This is a genomic window from Aeromonas genomosp. paramedia (assembly GCF_023093515.1).
Classification (GTDB): domain Bacteria; phylum Pseudomonadota; class Gammaproteobacteria; order Enterobacterales; family Aeromonadaceae; genus Aeromonas.
On sequence record NZ_JAAROG010000027.1, the window covers coordinates 80,609 to 96,797 of the forward strand.

At 60.6% G+C, this 16,189-nt stretch carries 15 protein-coding genes; 10 read left to right on the forward strand and 5 right to left on the reverse strand.

What is annotated here, in order from left to right; genetic code table 11:
* Positions 1 to 33 precede the first annotated feature (33 nt).
* The 5 genes from fhuB to HB860_RS19275 all read right to left on the reverse strand — a co-directional run bounded on the left by fhuB (position 34) and on the right by HB860_RS19275 (position 7,822).
* Positions 34 to 2,022 carry a Fe(3+)-hydroxamate ABC transporter permease FhuB gene (gene fhuB / locus HB860_RS19250; RefSeq protein WP_247627642.1) on the reverse strand — a complete coding sequence of 663 codons (1,989 nt, stop codon included), beginning with the start codon at positions 2,020 to 2,022 and terminating at the stop codon, positions 34 to 36.
* The gene (locus tag HB860_RS19255; RefSeq protein ID WP_247627659.1) at positions 2,019 to 2,918 is read right to left on the reverse strand and encodes an ABC transporter substrate-binding protein; all 900 of its coding nucleotides are present in this window, start codon (positions 2,916 to 2,918) and stop codon (positions 2,019 to 2,021) included. Before HB860_RS19255 ends, fhuB begins: the two co-directional genes overlap by 4 nt.
* Before the next feature lie 168 nt (positions 2,919 to 3,086).
* Positions 3,087 to 3,851: an ATP-binding cassette domain-containing protein gene (locus HB860_RS19265; RefSeq protein WP_247627643.1), complete on the reverse strand. Its 765-nt coding sequence runs from the start codon at positions 3,849 to 3,851 to the stop codon at positions 3,087 to 3,089.
* Positions 3,852 to 4,005: 154 nt separating this feature from the next.
* The gene (locus tag HB860_RS19270; protein ID WP_247627644.1) at positions 4,006 to 5,652 is read right to left on the reverse strand and encodes a multidrug ABC transporter permease/ATP-binding protein; all 1,647 of its coding nucleotides are present in this window, start codon (positions 5,650 to 5,652) and stop codon (positions 4,006 to 4,008) included.
* 61 nt (positions 5,653 to 5,713) lie between these two features.
* Positions 5,714 to 7,822: a TonB-dependent siderophore receptor gene (locus HB860_RS19275; RefSeq protein WP_247627645.1), complete on the reverse strand. Its 2,109-nt coding sequence runs from the start codon at positions 7,820 to 7,822 to the stop codon at positions 5,714 to 5,716.
* A 385-nt stretch (positions 7,823 to 8,207) separates the two neighbouring features.
* Here HB860_RS19275 and mioC point away from each other — a divergent pair, with 385 nt between their 5' ends.
* From mioC to atpH, 10 genes are all read left to right on the forward strand, one after another.
* Positions 8,208 to 8,657, forward strand: a complete 450-nt coding sequence (gene mioC / locus HB860_RS19280) for an FMN-binding protein MioC (RefSeq protein WP_202048000.1) — start codon at positions 8,208 to 8,210, stop codon at positions 8,655 to 8,657.
* Between the two features lie 508 nt (positions 8,658 to 9,165).
* Entirely contained in the window at positions 9,166 to 11,055 is a 1,890-nt protein-coding gene (gene mnmG, locus HB860_RS19285) for a tRNA uridine-5-carboxymethylaminomethyl(34) synthesis enzyme MnmG (protein WP_247627646.1), read from the forward strand.
* An 8-nt stretch (positions 11,056 to 11,063) separates the two neighbouring features.
* Positions 11,064 to 11,690, forward strand: coding sequence for a 16S rRNA (guanine(527)-N(7))-methyltransferase RsmG (gene rsmG, locus HB860_RS19290; RefSeq protein WP_106887825.1), 627 nt, complete (start codon positions 11,064 to 11,066; stop codon positions 11,688 to 11,690).
* Between the two features lie 27 nt (positions 11,691 to 11,717).
* On the forward strand, positions 11,718 to 12,521 hold the full coding sequence (locus HB860_RS19295) for a ParA family protein (RefSeq protein ID WP_202048001.1): 804 nt from the start codon (positions 11,718 to 11,720) through the stop codon (positions 12,519 to 12,521).
* Positions 12,518 to 13,426, forward strand: a complete 909-nt coding sequence (locus HB860_RS19300) for a ParB/RepB/Spo0J family partition protein (RefSeq protein WP_247627647.1) — start codon at positions 12,518 to 12,520, stop codon at positions 13,424 to 13,426. Before HB860_RS19295 ends, HB860_RS19300 begins: the two co-directional genes overlap by 4 nt.
* 190 nt (positions 13,427 to 13,616) lie before the next feature.
* The gene (locus HB860_RS19305) at positions 13,617 to 14,027 is read left to right on the forward strand and encodes an ATP synthase subunit I (RefSeq protein ID WP_162519234.1); all 411 of its coding nucleotides are present in this window, start codon (positions 13,617 to 13,619) and stop codon (positions 14,025 to 14,027) included.
* A gap of 8 nt (positions 14,028 to 14,035) precedes the next feature.
* The gene (gene atpB / locus HB860_RS19310) at positions 14,036 to 14,818 is read left to right on the forward strand and encodes a F0F1 ATP synthase subunit A (RefSeq protein WP_025328868.1); all 783 of its coding nucleotides are present in this window, start codon (positions 14,036 to 14,038) and stop codon (positions 14,816 to 14,818) included.
* A gap of 58 nt (positions 14,819 to 14,876) precedes the next feature.
* On the forward strand, positions 14,877 to 15,116 hold the full coding sequence (gene atpE / locus HB860_RS19315; protein WP_010672265.1) for a F0F1 ATP synthase subunit C: 240 nt from the start codon (positions 14,877 to 14,879) through the stop codon (positions 15,114 to 15,116).
* 51 nt (positions 15,117 to 15,167) lie between these two features.
* The gene (gene atpF / locus HB860_RS19320) at positions 15,168 to 15,638 is read left to right on the forward strand and encodes a F0F1 ATP synthase subunit B (RefSeq protein WP_139437153.1); all 471 of its coding nucleotides are present in this window, start codon (positions 15,168 to 15,170) and stop codon (positions 15,636 to 15,638) included.
* A gap of 13 nt (positions 15,639 to 15,651) precedes the next feature.
* On the forward strand, positions 15,652 to 16,185 hold the full coding sequence (gene atpH, locus HB860_RS19325; RefSeq protein ID WP_139437155.1) for a F0F1 ATP synthase subunit delta: 534 nt from the start codon (positions 15,652 to 15,654) through the stop codon (positions 16,183 to 16,185).
* Positions 16,186 to 16,189 lie beyond the last annotated feature (4 nt).

A 16,189-nucleotide genomic window follows, 5' to 3' on the forward strand; every position in this document is an offset into this window, starting at 1 on the left:
GGCTTTTTTTTTGTGCATTTTTTATCCACAAACCTAGAGGCGGCGCAGGCACCACATGAAGTAAGCGCCCCCTAACAGGGTGGAGACCAGCCCGACCGGCACCTCCTGCGGGAACAGGATCTGCTGGCCGACCCAGTCCGCCAACACCATGAGCAGGGCCCCGCATCCCGCCGCACCGAGCAGGTGCCAGCGGGCCCGCACCAGCCCCATCAGCTTGGCCATGTGGGGGGCCAGCAAGCCGGCGAAGGAGAGCGGGCCTATGACCATGGTCGCACTGGCGGTGAGCACGGCCACCAGCAGCAGTATGATGAGCTGGGCGCGGTTGAGACGAATGCCGAGCGCCGTCGCCACCGCCGGCCCCATGGGCATAAGATCGAGCCAGCGGCTCACCAGCAGGCAGGCCGCCAGCATCAGCAGCGCCAACCCGGTCAGGCCATAGGCCACCGGCAGGGTGACGTAATAGGTGGAGCCGGACATCCAGGAGAGCAGCTGCTGCACCCGCAGATCGCCGTTGGCCAGGGCGATGGCCTGCAGCGGCTCGAACAGTGCCGTGATGGCGATGCCGGAGAGCAGGATCCGCTCAGGCTGGAAACCGTGCTTGCGATTGACCAGCACCAGCACCAGCAGCAGCAGGCAGCCGAAGGCACCGAGCAGGCCCCCCAGCAGCATCATGGGCAGTGGCAAAGCGGGCAGCAGCAAGGCCGTCGCTATCACCCCCATAAAGGTGCCGCCGCTCACCCCCAGCAGCTCCGGGCTCGCCATGGGGTTGTTGCTGACCCGCTGCAACAGGGTGCCCGCCAGGGCCAGCAGCACACCGGCAGCACCGGCAGCCAGGGTACGCGGCAGGCGCCACTCCAGCTGGGCCTGCCACCTGAGCCAGCTCGGCCAGCTCCAGCCGTGCATCCCCTGCCCGACCAGCAGGGACGCAACCACCGCCAATAGCAGCCCCATCAACAGCAGGCCGATAAGGCGAGCGGGCGCCCCATGGCGTGCCACCGTCAGGCCGCTGGCGGCCTTGGGAGCGCCTGACTTGAAGGCAAGCCGAGGGATCAGCCAGAGCAGCAGAGGGGCCCCCAGCAGTGCCGTCATGGCCCCGGTCGGGATCAGCACAGGCCAGAAGCGGCTCAGGGATTGCAGCAGCAGATCCGTGGCCGCCAGCAGCAAGGCACCCAGTATGGGGGCCCACAGCAGGCGCTGGCCGAGCTGCCTCACCCCCAGCAGTCGCACCATGGCCGGTGCCGCCAGCCCGATGAAACCGATCAGCCCCACCACGCTCACCACGCAGGCGGTGACGAAGACCGCGAGCCCTAGGCCGGCAAAGCGCAGCTGCTTGAGGGAGACCCCCAGGCTGCGGGCGCTGGCATCATCCAGCTCCAGCACGCCCAGCGGGCGGACCAGCACAGCGGCCAGGACGCCGGCCAGCAGCAGCCGTGGCAGCAGGTAGAGGACGCCGCTCCAGCTGTTCTGGGCCAGGGAGCCGCTACCCCACACCAGCAGGCCCTTGAGCTCCTCTTGGAAGAAGAGCAGCAGCCCCATGCTGATGGCCGCCAGATAGAGGTTGATCACCAGCCCGGCGAATACGATGACCACAGGGTTGAGCTGGCGACGCCAGGCCAGGGCAAACACCAGCCCCATGGCGAGGCTCCCCCCCGCCATGGCGATCCACTCGCGCCCGATCAGCAGCCAGGAGGGGGCGAACAGGGTCACCATCATCAGCGCCAGCTGGGCGCCGGAGGCCACCCCCAGCGTGGTGGGGGACGCGAGCGGGTTACGCAGCACCTGCTGCATCAGGGTGCCGGCCAGCCCGAGGGCGGCACCGGCCAGCAGGCAGACCACCAGCCGCGGCAGCCAGCTGAAGTGAATGACCGCCTGGCGGGCGTCGTCCAGCCTGGGGGAGAAGAGCGCCTGCCACCAGAGTGCGCCCGGCAACTGGCGCGCCAGCTCACCATAGGCCAGCACCAGGGTCAGCGCCAGCAGGCAGAGGCCCGGGCGCAGCAAGGGAGAGGAGACGAAACGATTCATTGGGCTTCCCCCTTGAGGGCCACGCCGCCCTGAGGCTGCAGGGCCTCGCCGAGCAGGGTGGCGAAACGACGGGCGGCCAGCATGCCGCCGAAACTCCAGGTCGCGGGCAGATGCAGCACGGGCGTGTTCTGTACCAGCGGCAGGTGCTGCCAGAGCCCGGGTTCCTGCAGCTTTTCACTCACCCCCACGGGAATGGGATCCACCACCACCAGCCTGGCCTCGGGAATGGCCAAGAACTGCTCGAGACTGGCCACCGAGAAGCCCCAGGCGTTGGTCTCCCCCTGCCAGGCATTGCGCAGGCCGAGCCGCGCCATCACCGCCTCGAACAGGCTGTGGCGGCCAAACACCCGTACATGGCGCTCGTCGATGAACTGCACCACCAGCAAGGGGGACAGATCGGCGGGCAGCGTCTCCTTCATCTGCGCCAGATCCCGCTCCAGCGCGGCGAGCTGGCGCTCGGCCTCGGCGGTTCTGTTCACCAGCGCGGCTATGGTCAGGGTCGCCTCGCGCAGCCGCGGCCACAGCTCGGCATCGGGTTCATAGAGGGCGATGGACTGCACCGGCGCGATGCGGGACAGGGTCGGCGCCAGGGGGGCCGCCAGCGGGGAGATGAGGATGAGATCGGGTTTGAGCTCAGCCAGCAGTTCCCGGTTGGGCTGGGCCCGCAGGCCGATGTCGATCACCCCGGCGGGGAGCCTGGGTTCGCCGACCCAGGCGCGATAGGAGTTCACATCCCCCATGGCCAGCGGGGTCACGCCGAGGGCCAGCAGGGTTTCGGCTATGGTCCAGTCCACGGTGGCGATGCGCGGAACAGTACCGTCGGCAACAGGGGCTGCGGGCTGCGTCTCGGCCTGCGTCGCCAGCGGCAGCAGCAGGCTGACGAGGCAGGGGGCCATCTTCAATAAAAGGTTCAAGAGCTCCCCCGGTCAGACGATGGCGATGGCGTGGTCATGAGCCGGATGGCGAATGACCTCCATGGGGATGCCATGGTGCATGGAGTGCAGGGTCTCGCCAGTCTGCAGTGATATGGGTACAAATAAACGCATCGGGATAACAAACCTTGTCTAAACGATGGCGATGGCGTGGTCATGAGCCGGGTGGCGAATGACCTCCATCGGGATGCCATAGATGGCATGCAGGGTCTCACCTGTCATGATCTGTTCGGGCTCACCGTGGGTCAGCAGACGACCGCCGTGCAGCGCCACCAGCCGATCGCAGAAGCGGGACGCCATGTTGATGTCGTGAATGACGATGATGACCCCGAGGTTGAGCTGGCGACTCAACTGTTTGACGAGGGTGAGCACCTCCACCTGATGGGCCACGTCCAGGGCAGCCAGCGGCTCGTCCAGCAGGATGAAGCGGCTCTCCTGGGCCAGCAGCATGGCCAGCCAGACCCGGCCCCGCTCGCCGCCGGAGAGGGTATCCACCAGCCTGTCGGCAAACCCCTCGGTATGGGTCAGCGCTATGGCCTTGTCGACCTGGCGGTGATCGGCCTCCCCCATGCGGCCCAGCAGACCGCGCCAGGGATAGCGCCCCATCTCCACCAGCTCCCGGCCGAGCAGGTTCTCGGCGCTCGGCAGATGCTGGGGCAGATAGGCCACCTGACGGGCGAAGTCCCGGTTGCCCCACTCCTGCAGCGGCTTGTCATCGAACAGTATCTCCCCATCGCTCAGGGGCTGCTGGCGTGCCAGCAGCTTGAGCAGGGTGGATTTGCCCGAGCCGTTGTGGCCGATGAGGCCGTAGACCTGACCCTGCTCGAAACGCAGGCTGGTGGGTTGCAGCAGGGTGCGGTCGTTGACCGCGAAGCTGGCGGCTTTCATCTCAAACATGATCTGCTCCCGTGCCGGCTCTGTGCTCGACGCTCGGGTCGGTGAGCGCCATGGCTCGGCGAGCGTTCACCATAAAACCGGCAGATTTCCTCTCAAACATGATTCATTCCTGTACTGAAAGGGGTTGGCACTCGCCTCCCCCTTGCGGCCGGTATCAGACCGGCACCTCGCTATCGAGATGGGCGACCGCATCCCGGCTCACCTGCTCGCGCCGCTCGCCGGTCAGCTCGGTGAGCTGGCCCTGACGCATCTCCAGCAGACGATCCGCCAGGGAGAAATAGAGATCGTCGTGGCTGATGGCGATCACCGTCTTGCCCATCTCCTTGAGGCGTGGCAACAGCACCTGATAGAAGATGCGGCGGAACTGGGGATCCTGATCCGCCGCCCACTCGTCAAACAGCATCACCTCGCGCTGCTCCGCCAGTGCCAGCAGCAGGGCCACCCGCTTGCGCTGCCCCTGGGAGAGATCGATGTTGGCGATGAAGCCCTCCTCGATGGAAAGCTTGCTGCCCATCTGCAGCCGCTCCAGCCACTCGGCCACCAGGGCCTCTTTCGGCTCAGGCCCCAGCAGGTGCTGGAACAGGTGGTAGTCGGTGAAGATGGCGGAGAAGAGCGCCAGGTAGGCGTTGCGATCGGCAATGGGTTCACCATCCAGCAGGATCCGGCCAGAGACCGGCTGATAGAGCCCGGTCAGCAGCATGGCCAGGGTCGACTTGCCGGAGCCGTTGCCGCCAATGATGAAGATCTGCTCCCCCCGCTCAATGGTCAGATTGATGGGGCCCACGGCGAAGCCGCCCTCCCCCTGATAGTGAAAGCTCACCTGCTCCAGCTCGATCCGTTGCCAGGCACTGGGGGCCGGTGGCAGCGGGAACCTGGGTTCCGGCTCGGCCAGATTCAGGGTCGCTATCTTGTCGAACGCCACCTGGGCCGAGATCAGGGTCGGCAGGGCGCCGATGCCCTGCAGCAGCGGGGTACGCAGGAACAGCAGGGTCAGGGCAAAGGTGGCGGCCACATTGGTGTTGGCCCAGCCGAGGCCATTGGCCAGGAAGAAGACCAGGCCTATGGCCCCCAGCATCATGATGTTCGACCAGTTCACCGCGCTCAGGTGATAGGTATCGGCACGGATGATCTCCCGGCGGTAGTCCCGGGCGTTCTGATCATAGAGCTGGTGGTAGACGAAGTGAGCCCGCTCGCGATTGAGGGCCAGCTCCTTGCTGCCCGCGATGATGGACTGGTAGTTCTGGTAGAGCCTGTCTTCGGCCTGACGCATCCGGGCCAGGTGGCGATAGACCCGGTTCACCAGCAGCCAGCCCACCACCATGGTCACGGTGACCCAGAGGGCGGTGACACCGAGCAGGGCGGGAGAGAGCAAGCCGAGGTAGATGATGGAACCCAGGGTGAGCACCAGCCCCTGCACCAGCTCCGGCAGGCGCACGAAGGCGATGGTGATCTGGCCGATGTCGCTGGAGAGGGAGGCCAGCAGCGGCCCCTGCCCTATCTGGCGAATGCGGGCGACGTCGGTGTCCAGCAGTTGCTTGAGCAGGCGGCCGCGCAACCGGTAGACGAAATGATGACCGAGGGTGGTCAGGGCCAGCTGAGAGCCGAGCGTGATCACCAGCAGCAAAAAGATAAGGCCGACAAGTTGACCCAGGATCGGCAACGGATCGCCGACTGACTCGATAAGATATTGATTGATAAAGGCAATGACACCTATCCCGCTGACAGCACTGAGCAGGCTGAGCAGGGTAATGGCGATGAAGGGCCAACGGTATTGGCGGTAAACCAGTGACAAGAGTTCCATGACAGGCCTGTGTACAAAAAGAAGGAGGGCGGGAGCTTGAGGCTCCCGCCCGGCCTGTATCTTACCAGCGGTAGTTGACTGAGCCGACTATGCTGCGCGGCTCACCGTAGTAGCAGTAGTAGTCACAGCTCGCTACATAGGTGTCGTTCAGCAGGTTGTTGACGTTGACCTGGGCACGCCAGTTCTTGGCGAAGTCATACCCGATCATCGCATCCCACACCGTCTGGGCCGGCACCTGGGCCGAACCGTAGATGGGGGTGTAGTCCGCATTCACGGCACCTATGCCGACGCTGGAGCCGATATAACGCACCCCGGTGCCCACTTCCAGCCCGGAGACCGGACCCTGCTGCACCTTGTAGTTGCCCCAGAAGGAGGCCTGGTGACGCGGGATCAGGCTGGCCTGGCGATCACCGTTGCCGGTGTCGTTGGTCTTGGCATCGGTGTAGGTATAAGCAGCGGTCAGGCGCAGCGCCTCTGTGGCCTGCACGCTCCCTTCCAGTTCGATCCCCTGGGAGGTCACTTCACCGGCCTGGGTCTGCTGGCCGGAGCCGGTAGAGACGAGCGAGTTGGTCTGTTCCAGATCGAACAGCGCCAGGTTGATGTAGCCATCGAGGAAGCTGGGGGCGTACTTGATGCCGGTCTCATACAGCTTGCCTTCCAGCGGCTTGTAGGAGTTCTTGGTGTTCGGGTCTATGCCAGGCAGCACTTCGAACGACTCCGCATAGGCGAAGTACGGGGAGAGGCCGTTGTCGGCCAGGTACATCAGGCTGCCAGAGAGCGAGAGGTTGTCGTCATACTGCTTCTCGTTCTTGCTGGTGGCTTCGCTGATGTTGTGGGTCTCCACATAGTCGAAGCGGCCACCTGCGGTCAGCAACCAGCGATCGTCCCAGCGGATCTGATGCTGGGCGTAGAGGCCGCTCTGACCCTTGGTGTTCTTCTGATAGGTGGCGGTGGACTCGTCGAAGCCAGGGAAGCCGCTGTAATCCGGGTTCATGGTGTCGATGGACCCCATGCCGTAGTTGTCGGCCTCGACCCCCTCGTTCACGTGGCGCTGCAGATCTATCCCCATCAACAGGGTCTGCTCGGTGCGATCCGTGTTCCAGTAACCCACCAGCTGGTTGTCCATGGTGGCACTCTTGGTGTCGCCGTCACGGTAGACCAGGCCGCGGTAGGCGGTGGTGCCTTCATAGGTCGGGAAGATATAGGTCTGGCGCAGCAGCAGATCGTTGTAGTTGAAGCGGACGTTCTGCTTGAACTCCCAGGTCTGGTTGAACTGGTGGGCCAGCTCGTAACCGGTGGAGATCTGGGTGTTGCGGTTGCGATCGTAATCCGGCTGACTCAGGTTGGTACTGGGATCGATCTGTCCGCCCTCGGTATTGAGGGTGCCATAGACGGGGAAGAAGCCGTTGGTGGGCACTCCTTCATCATGCAGGAAGCTGGCCAGCAGGGTGAGACTGGTGCGATCCGAGATGTCCAGGGTCACGCTCGGCGCCAGGTAGGCGCGCTCGTTGTAGGTGCCATCCAGCACGCCGTCGCGCTCTTTATAGAGCGCAACCATGCGATAGCGGCTGTCGTCGGTCAAATCGTCGGAGAAATCGACCCCGACCTGGCGCAGATCCCGGTTGCCCAGTTGCAGATTGACCAGGCCTTGAGGGGTCGCGGTGGGGCGCTTGCTGATGGAGTTGATCACGCCGCCGGGAGGCGCCTCGCCGTAGAGGATGGAGGCCGGGCCCTTGAGCAGCTCCACGCTTTCCAGACCAAATGGCTCCGGTGTCCAGACATAGTAGCCGGTGCCGAACAGGCGGTTGCCATCGAGGTATTGAGCGGCATCGAAGCCACGCACCTTGAACCAGTCGGTGTTGTTGTCCGAGCCATAGAAACCGGTGAGCACGCCGGAGCGGTAGCGCACGGACTCGTCGAGCTGCTGCACGGCGTGCTGATCCAGCTCTTCACGGTTGACCACGGAGACGGCGCGGGGGGTCTCGGCCATGGGCACCTCGACCTTCATGGCGGTGCCGGTCACCACCATGGTTTCAGCCGCCTTGGGCAGCTCTTTATCCACCGGTTCTGCGGCCAGCACCGGCAGGCTCGCCAGCAGGCAGGAGAGCGGCAACAGCTGGGCCCCCTTCTTTCGCATCACTGCATCTTGGGTATTTTTTTGCGCAATCATATAAGTGTCTCAAATATCAATGAGTTATAAATTGGTTTCTTATTATGGGTGCCCAATGCTGCCGGTCTGCCCGACTCCTTAGGCGAATAAATCGGCATAATGCTACTACAGGAGCCATGATCGAATCGATTCAATAATTGCTAATCATTTGCATCTCTATTGTTACCTGTTGTATCAACGGGCGACTTTTCCGGCAGAAAGACTCATTCAGGAGGGTGATCAAGAGAAGGGAACACAGAGGAAGATGAAAAAAGATGGCGAGGGCGGCCTTCGCCATAAAAATCGTGCAGGATCCTTATCCCCAAGCTTTATCCATATTTATCCACATCCTTTGGCGGTAGAATCCCGGCTCTCCGTTTCTTTCAATGACATCAGGATCCATTCCATGGCCAAACTCAATCTTGTCGTCGGCTCCATGCTGGGCGCCGCCGAATATGTCGCAGATCATGTCGCCAGCCTGCTGGAACAGGCGGGCCACCAGACCCGGATCCACAACCCGGCCAGCCTGGCCGAGGTGCTGGCGGAGCCGGATGCGATCCTGCTGGTGATCACTTCCACCCACGGTGCCGGCGATGTGCCCGACAATCTTCAGCCCTTCGCCAAGGATCTTGCCGACCAGCATCCGGATCTCAACACCTTGAAATATGGGGTGATCGGGCTTGGGGACCGCAGTTATGACACCTTCTGCCAGGGTGGCAAGACGCTGGATCGACTGCTGGCCGAATGTGGCGCCAGCCGGATCGGGGATCGTCTGGAGATAGACGTGACCCAGTACGAGATCCCGGAAGATGCCGCCGAAGCCTGGATCCAGGACTGGATGCAGATGATCGCCTGATCAGGGCCTGGGAGATCCGGTAAAAACACCTTGATCTCCCCGCTTATCCCCAAATTCCTATCCACCAGGTTATTAACAGATAGATCCGGGAGAGTTGTTCTACAGGGTTACCCACAACGCCCAGGGGTAATGTGTATAACTACAGTGTTAAGCTCTGTAAAACCTATAGTTATCCATGTATGAGATCTAATCCAGTTCTGGTCTGTGTATAAAACCACTGGTTATCCCCCCGTTCACGGCCCTGGGATCCAAGCTTTTCCACAAGCTGGGATCGTCTTTAAACGGATGATCTTTATGATCAAAAAGGGCTTATCAACAGAAACCCCGGATCCTAATAAAAGATCCAGTAAAAGATCGATCTAAAGATCCTTAAGATCTACTAACGGATCCTGCATCCATACTGATCCTGAAGTAGACGTTCCCCTCAAGAGGCGAAACGGATAGAATGATCCGCCCTTCAGCCCAGGCAAATAAAGATCTTCAGGCGTGCAGATCAAGGTGATCCCCAATGCAATACCATGAACAATTTGATGTGATCGTCGTCGGTGGCGGTCATGCAGGAACCGAAGCAGCAACGGCGGCCGCCCGTATGGGCCTGAATACCCTGTTGCTGACCCATAACATCGATACGCTGGGACACATGTCCTGTAATCCGGCGATCGGCGGGATCGGCAAGGGACACCTGGTCAAGGAAGTGGATGCCCTGGGCGGGATCATGGCGCAGGCCATTGATCTTGGCGGGATCCAGTTCCGCACCCTCAACTCCTCCAAAGGGCCCGCGGTGCGTGCCACCCGTGCCCAAGCGGATCGCCTGCTTTACAAGGCCGTGGTGCGCCAGACCCTGGAAAATTACCCGAACCTGAAGATCTTCCAGCAAGCCTGTGACGATCTCGTCATGGACGGGGATCGCGTCGCCGGCGTGGTCACCCAGAGCGGGATTCGCATCAGCGGCAAGACGGTGGTGCTGACGGTAGGGACCTTCCTGAACGGTTTGATCCACATCGGGATGGAAAACTACAAGGGCGGTCGTGCCGGGGATCCTCCCTCGATCGCCCTGGCTCAGCGTCTGCGTGAGCTGCCGCTGCGCATCGATCGGCTCAAGACAGGCACGCCGCCACGTATCGATGCCCGTACCGTCGATCTCTCCGTGATGCAGCAGCAGCACGGTGACGATCCTCGTCCCGTCTTCTCGTTCATCGGCAACGCCAGCCAGCACCCGCGTCAGGTGCCCTGCTACGTTACCCACACCAACGAGAAGACCCACGAGGTGATCCGCAACAACCTGGATCGCAGCCCCATGTACGCCGGGGTGATCGAGGGGATAGGCCCCCGTTACTGCCCGTCGATCGAGGACAAGATCACCCGTTTCGCCGACAAGACGGCGCACCAGATCTTCGTCGAGCCGGAAGGCCTGACCACCCACGAACTCTACCCGAACGGGATCTCCACCAGCTTGCCGTTCGACGTGCAGGTGCAGATCGTCCGTTCGATCCGTGGCTTCGAGAATGCCCACATCACCCGCCCCGGCTACGCCATCGAGTATGACTTCTTCGATCCGCGGGATCTCAAGGCCAACATGGAGAGCAAGTGCATTCCAAACCTCTTCTTCGCCGGCCAGATCAACGGCACCACTGGCTATGAAGAGGCGGCCGCCCAGGGGCTGATGGCCGGTCTGAACGCCGGTCTGCGCGCCCAAGGCAAGGATGCCTGGCATCCCCGCCGGGATCAGGCCTACATGGGCGTGATGATGGACGATCTCTCCACCCTGGGTACTCGCGAGCCCTACCGCATGTTCACCAGCCGCGCCGAATACCGTCTGCTGCTGCGGGAAGACAACGCCGATCTGCGCCTGACCGCCATAGGTCGCGAGCTGGGCCTGGTGGATGACCATCGCTGGAGCCTGTTCAACACCAAGATGGAGCAGGTGGAGCAGGAGCGTCAGCGCATGCGTTCGACCTGGATCCACCCGCAGCACCCGTCGCTGGAGGCAGTCAACGCCCTGGTGAACACGCCCCTGACCCGGGAGCAGAGCCTGGAAGAGCTGCTGCGTCGCCCCGAGGTGACCTACGATGCCCTGATGGCCATCGAAGGGGTTGGCCCGGCGCTGGAAGACGCGGCCGCGGCGGATCAGGTGGAGGTCCAGATCAAGTACGCCGGCTACATCGAGCGCCAGCACGACGAGGTGGAGAAGCAGCTGCGCAACGAGAACACCCTGTTGCCGCTGGACATGAACTACCGCGACGTGAACGGTCTCTCCAACGAGGTGATCGCCAAGCTGAACGATGCCAAGCCGCAGACCATAGGTCAGGCCTCCCGCATCTCCGGCATCACCCCTGCGGCCATCTCCATCCTGCTGGTTCACCTGAAGAAACACGGCCTGCTGCGTAAAACCGCCTGAGGAATCCCATGCTGGAAAGATTGAACGGCCTGCTCATGCAGGCCGGTATTGTTATCACCGACACCCAAAAGACCCAGTTGGTGCAGTTGGTTGAGTTGCTGCACAAGTGGAACAAGGCTTACAATCTCACCTCGGTGCGGGATCCGGACGCCATGCTGGTCAAGCACATCCTCGACAGCCTGGTGGTGAGTCCTCACCTGCACGGTGAGCGTTTCATCGATGTGGGCACAGGCCCGGGTCTGCCCGGTCTGCCGCTGGCCATCATCAATCCGGACAAGCAGTTCGTGCTGCTCGACAGCCTGGGCAAGCGGATCAACTTCATCCGCCAGGTGATCCAGGAGCTGGGGCTGACCAACGTGACGCCGGTCAAATCCCGGGTGGAGGAGTATCAACCCGAGGTGGGCTTCGATGGTGTTCTCAGCCGGGCCTTCGCCTCCCTGGAGGACATGTTGAACTGGTGTCACCATCTGCCGTCACCCGAGGGCAGCTTCCTGGCACTCAAGGGACAATACCCCGAGCAGGAACTGGCACAGTTGCCTGCCAGCATTCGTCTGGTTGCCACCCATCAGCTGGTGGTGCCCGAACTGGAAGGTGAGCGTCATCTGCTGGAGTTTAAAGCCATCCAGCCCGAATAGGGCCGCCGTATTCATTTAGGGGATAGTGTGGGAAAAGTCATTGCCATAGCCAACCAGAAGGGTGGAGTGGGTAAAACCACCACCTGTGTGAATCTGGCCGCCTCCATGGCCGCCACCCGGCGCAAGGTGCTGGTGATCGATCTGGATCCGCAGGGCAATGCCACCATGGGCAGCGGCGTCGACAAGTACGAAGTCGAACGCACCGCCTATGAACTGCTGATCGAAGACACCCCCATCAAGGAGGTGATCATCCCCGAGACCTCGGGTGGCTATCACCTCATCGCCGCCAATGCCGACGTGACGGCGGCGGAAATCCGTCTGATGGAGTTCTTCGCCCGCGAGATCCGCCTGCGCAACGCCCTGGCCTCGGTACGGGACAAGTACGATTACGTCTTCATCGACTGCCCGCCTTCTCTCAACATGCTGACCGTCAACGCCATGGCCGCCGCCGACTCCGTGCTGGTGCCCATGCAGTGCGAGTATTACGCGCTGGAAGGGCTCACCGCCCTGGTGGATACCATCAGCAAGCTGGCGGCCGTGGTCAACCCGGAGCTGAAGATCGAAGGGGTGCTGCGCACCATGTTCGATCACCGCAACCGGCTGGCCAATGATGTGTCCGATCAGCTGAAACAGCATTTCGGGGACAAGGTCTATCGCACCATCATCCCCCGCAACGTTAGACTGGCGGAGGCGCCGAGCTTCGGTGCCCCGGCCATGCACTATGACAAATCATCGGTGGGGGCCAAGGCCTATCTGGCCCTGGCTGGCGAGATCCTGCGTCGTCAGGAGCAGGAGTCTCAGCCGATCACCGCAGACCGAGAGAGCATATGACGCCGAAGAAACGTGGGCTGGGCAAGGGGTTGGATGCCCTGCTCAGCACCAGCACGGCCGCCCGCCAGAAACAGGTGATGAGCGACCAGCGTACCGAACAGGCCATGGCCCCCACCAACCAGGGCGAGTTGCGCAAGCTGCCGCTGGAGTGGCTGCAATCCGGCAAGTACCAGCCGCGCAAGGACATGTCGCAGGATGCGTTGGAAGACCTGGCCAACTCGATACGGGTGCAAGGCGTGATTCAGCCGATAGTGGTACGCTCCATCGGCGAGAATCGCTTCGAGATCATCGCCGGTGAGCGGCGCTGGCGCGCGTCCCAGCTTGCCAGGCTCGAGGTGGTGCCCTGCATCGTCAAGGACGTGCCCGACGAGGCGGCGGTGGCCATAGCGTTGATTGAGAATATCCAGCGCGAGGATCTCAACGCCATCGAAGAGGCGGTGGCCCTGCAGCGACTGCTGACCGAATTCGAGCTGACCCACCAGCAGGTGGCCGAAGCGGTGGGCAAGTCCCGCACCACGGTCACCAACCTGCTGCGCCTGAACCAGCTCAACGAAGACGTGAAGCGGTTCGTCGAGCACGGGGATCTCGACATGGGCCATGCCCGTGCCCTGCTTGCCCTGAGCGGCCCGGCCCAGTCCGAGCTGGCCAAGCTGGTCGCCCAGAAGGGGCTGACGGTGCGAGATACCGAGAAACTGGTGCAAAAAACGCTGGAACCGGCAAAAACCAAGGTCGAGCCAGTCCGCGATCCGCAGTTTGGTTACCTCGAGCGCCAGATTTCAGAAAAAATTGGCAATCAGGTACAGCTTCAGCCAGGCAAGAAGGATAGCGGCAAGTTAGTAATAAGTTACGATAACTTAGCGGATTTGGACCGGGTATTGGGCTATTTTGGTCTGTCAGAATCGTGATTTTTACGCTTTTTGTAGTAATAAAACATCCATTCCTTTCGATATGAACATAACCTTAATTTCGCGCGGAAAGCCGCAAAAATTAAGGATTTTTGCCATGTTGCAATAGCCGTCTTCACGGGTATAATTTGACCGGCTTTTCGAGCTGTGAACCTGGGGTCTTCGGATCCCGATTTTTTACAGTTCTGTAATGTTCAGGGGTAGGTTGGTGAAACAGAAAGTAGCCTTGGAAGGTTTGACGCTAGCCTTGGCTATGCTCGTTTGTCAGCTCATCCTGATCCTGGCGATCGGTTCCGTCTGGTTTTATCAGAGCGGGGCGCTTGCCGGACGTTCTTCCCTCTTCGGGGGGGGAATGTACTGGGTTCCTCAAGCCCTGTTCACGCTCTGGGTTCTGCGCCGCAAGGTGACGAAAGAGAGCGTGGGCCTGGTTTTGCGGGACTTTTATGGTGGGGCAGGGATTAAGCTCATTACTACAACAGGACTTTTCGCCCTGATGTTTGGCTCCGGGATCGAGGTCGACACCGTCTCGTTCTTCGCCACTTATATCCTCGCCCTCGTTGTACAGTGGATAGTTTCATTCACGCTTAACAACCACTATTAGGAAAACTCATGTCTGCAACCGGAGAAGTCCTGACTCCTCAGGGATATATCTCCCACCACCTGACCCACCTGCAAGTCGGGTCCGGGTTCTGGACGGTGAATATCGACTCAATGATATTTTCCGTCTTGCTAGGCGCCCTGTTTATCTGGTCGTTCCGCCGTGTAGCCGTCAAGGCCACCAGCGGTGTGCCCGGTAAACTGCAGTGCTTTGTGGAGATGCTGGTCGAGTTTGTGAATGGTAACGTCAAAGACATCTTCCATGGTCGGAACCCGGTCATCGCACCGCTGGGACTGACAGTGTTTGTCTGGATCTTCCTGATGAACTTCATGGATCTGATCCCCGTTGACTTTATCCCTCACGCTGCACAGTTGATGGGTGTTCCCTATCTGCGTGTGGTTCCCTCTGCTGACGTTAACATCACCATGTCCATGGCTTTGGGCGTGTTCTTCTTGATCCTGTACTACAGCATCAAGGTCAAGGGTATCAGCGGATTCGTGAAGGAGCTGACGCTTCAGCCTTTCAACCATCCCGCTGCCATCCCGGTTAACTTCATCCTTGAAACCGTCACGTTGATTTCCAAGCCTGTTTCATTGGGTCTGCGACTGTTCGGCAACATGTATGCTGGCGAACTGATCTTTATCCTGATTGCGGGTTTGTTACCCTGGTGGTCACAGTGGATCCTGTCCGTGCCTTGGGCAATTTTCCACATCCTGATCATCACTTTGCAGGCGTTTATCTTCATGGTTCTGACCATCGTCTATCTGTCGATGGCGCAAGAAGACCATGGTTGATGCAACTCAAATAATCCTTTTTATACAATCAATTACATCTAAATAAATGGAGATCCTCATGGAAAACTTGAACATGGACCTGCTGTACATCGCTGCTGCAATGATGATGGGTCTGGCGGCTATCGGCGCCTCCATCGGTATCGGTATCCTGGGTGGCAAGTTCCTGGAAGGTGCTGCTCGTCAACCGGACCTGATCCCTGTTCTGCGTACCCAGTTCTTCATCGTCATGGGTCTGGTGGATGCGATCCCGATGATCGCCGTTGGTCTGGGTCTGTATGTGATGTTTGCGGTTGCCTAAGTCGTCACGACTCACGCAGAACCCATTAACTAACTTAAGAGGACATCGGCTGTGAATATCAACGCCACCCTCCTCGGCCAAGCAGTTGCTTTTTTCATCTTCGTAGTGTTTTGCATGAAGTACGTATGGCCGCCGCTGATCGCTGCCATCGAAGCCCGTCAGAAAGAAATTGCTGATGGTCTCTCTTCTGCCGAACGTGCCAAGAAAGATCTGGATTTGGCCAAGGCCAACGCCACCGATCAGCTGAAAGAAGCCAAGCTTCAGGCTGCTGAAATCATCGATCAGGCCAACAAACGCAAGGCCCAGATCATTGATGAAGCCGCTGTTGGAGCTCAAGCAGAGCGGGAAAAAATCCTGGCTCAGGGCCGTGCAGAGATCGAAGCTGAACGTCATCGTGCCAAAGAAGAACTGCGCAAGCAGGTTGCTGCTCTTGCCATCGCGGGTGCAGAGAAGATCCTGGCACGCCAAATCGACCAGGCTGCCAACAGCGACATCGTCGACAAACTGGTAGCAGAACTGTAACGGGAACGGGGCTATGTCTGAACTGACTACAATCGCTCGCCCCTACGCCAAGGCTGCTTTCGAGTTTGCCGTTGAGCACAAGGCGGTTGACCAATGGCTGGAGATGCTCGGTTTCGCCGCACAAGTGGCAGAGAACGAGACCATCCATGACCTGGTAAACGGCTCCGTGGCCGCCGAAGAACTGGCAAATCTGTTTGTCGGTGTCTGCGGTGAGCAGCTCAACGAGCATGGTCAGAACCTGATCCGGGTGATGGCTGAGAATGGTCGCTTGGGTGTGCTGCCGGCTGTCGTTGCTGAATATGTCGCGCTCAAGGCTGAACTGGACAAAGAAGTTCAGGCTGACGTGATTTCGGCGATCGAACTGACCGACCAGCAGAAGGCCGCTATTCAGGCTTCTCTGGAACAACGTCTCGCGCGCAAAGTGAAGCTGAATTGCAGCACAGATGCGTCCTTGATGGCCGGGGTGCTCATCAAGGCCGGTGATCTGGTTATCGACGGCACGGTCCGCGGTAAGCTGGATCGCATGGCCGACGCGCTGCAATCTTGATTGG

Excerpts from the sequence above, each read along its gene's own strand:
- atpE (WP_010672265.1), top strand. The coding sequence starts at position 14,877 with ATGGAAAACTTGAACATGGACCTGCTGTACATCGCTGCTGCAATGATG.
- HB860_RS19305 (WP_162519234.1), top strand. The coding sequence starts at position 13,617 with ATGTTCAGGGGTAGGTTGGTGAAACAGAAAGTAGCCTTGGAAGGTTTG.
- HB860_RS19300 (WP_247627647.1), top strand. The coding sequence starts at position 12,518 with ATGACGCCGAAGAAACGTGGGCTGGGCAAGGGGTTGGATGCCCTGCTC.
- HB860_RS19255 (WP_247627659.1), bottom strand. The coding sequence starts at position 2,918 with ATGGCCCCCTGCCTCGTCAGCCTGCTGCTGCCGCTGGCGACGCAGGCC.
- rsmG (WP_106887825.1), top strand. The coding sequence starts at position 11,064 with ATGCTGGAAAGATTGAACGGCCTGCTCATGCAGGCCGGTATTGTTATC.
- mnmG (WP_247627646.1), top strand. The coding sequence starts at position 9,166 with ATGCAATACCATGAACAATTTGATGTGATCGTCGTCGGTGGCGGTCAT.
- HB860_RS19270 (WP_247627644.1), bottom strand. The coding sequence starts at position 5,652 with ATGGAACTCTTGTCACTGGTTTACCGCCAATACCGTTGGCCCTTCATC.
- atpB (WP_025328868.1), top strand. The coding sequence starts at position 14,036 with ATGTCTGCAACCGGAGAAGTCCTGACTCCTCAGGGATATATCTCCCAC.
- atpH (WP_139437155.1), top strand. The coding sequence starts at position 15,652 with ATGTCTGAACTGACTACAATCGCTCGCCCCTACGCCAAGGCTGCTTTC.
- fhuB (WP_247627642.1), bottom strand. The coding sequence starts at position 2,022 with ATGAATCGTTTCGTCTCCTCTCCCTTGCTGCGCCCGGGCCTCTGCCTG.
- mioC (WP_202048000.1), top strand. The coding sequence starts at position 8,208 with ATGGCCAAACTCAATCTTGTCGTCGGCTCCATGCTGGGCGCCGCCGAA.
- HB860_RS19275 (WP_247627645.1), bottom strand. The coding sequence starts at position 7,822 with ATGATTGCGCAAAAAAATACCCAAGATGCAGTGATGCGAAAGAAGGGG.
- HB860_RS19265 (WP_247627643.1), bottom strand. The coding sequence starts at position 3,851 with ATGTTTGAGATGAAAGCCGCCAGCTTCGCGGTCAACGACCGCACCCTG.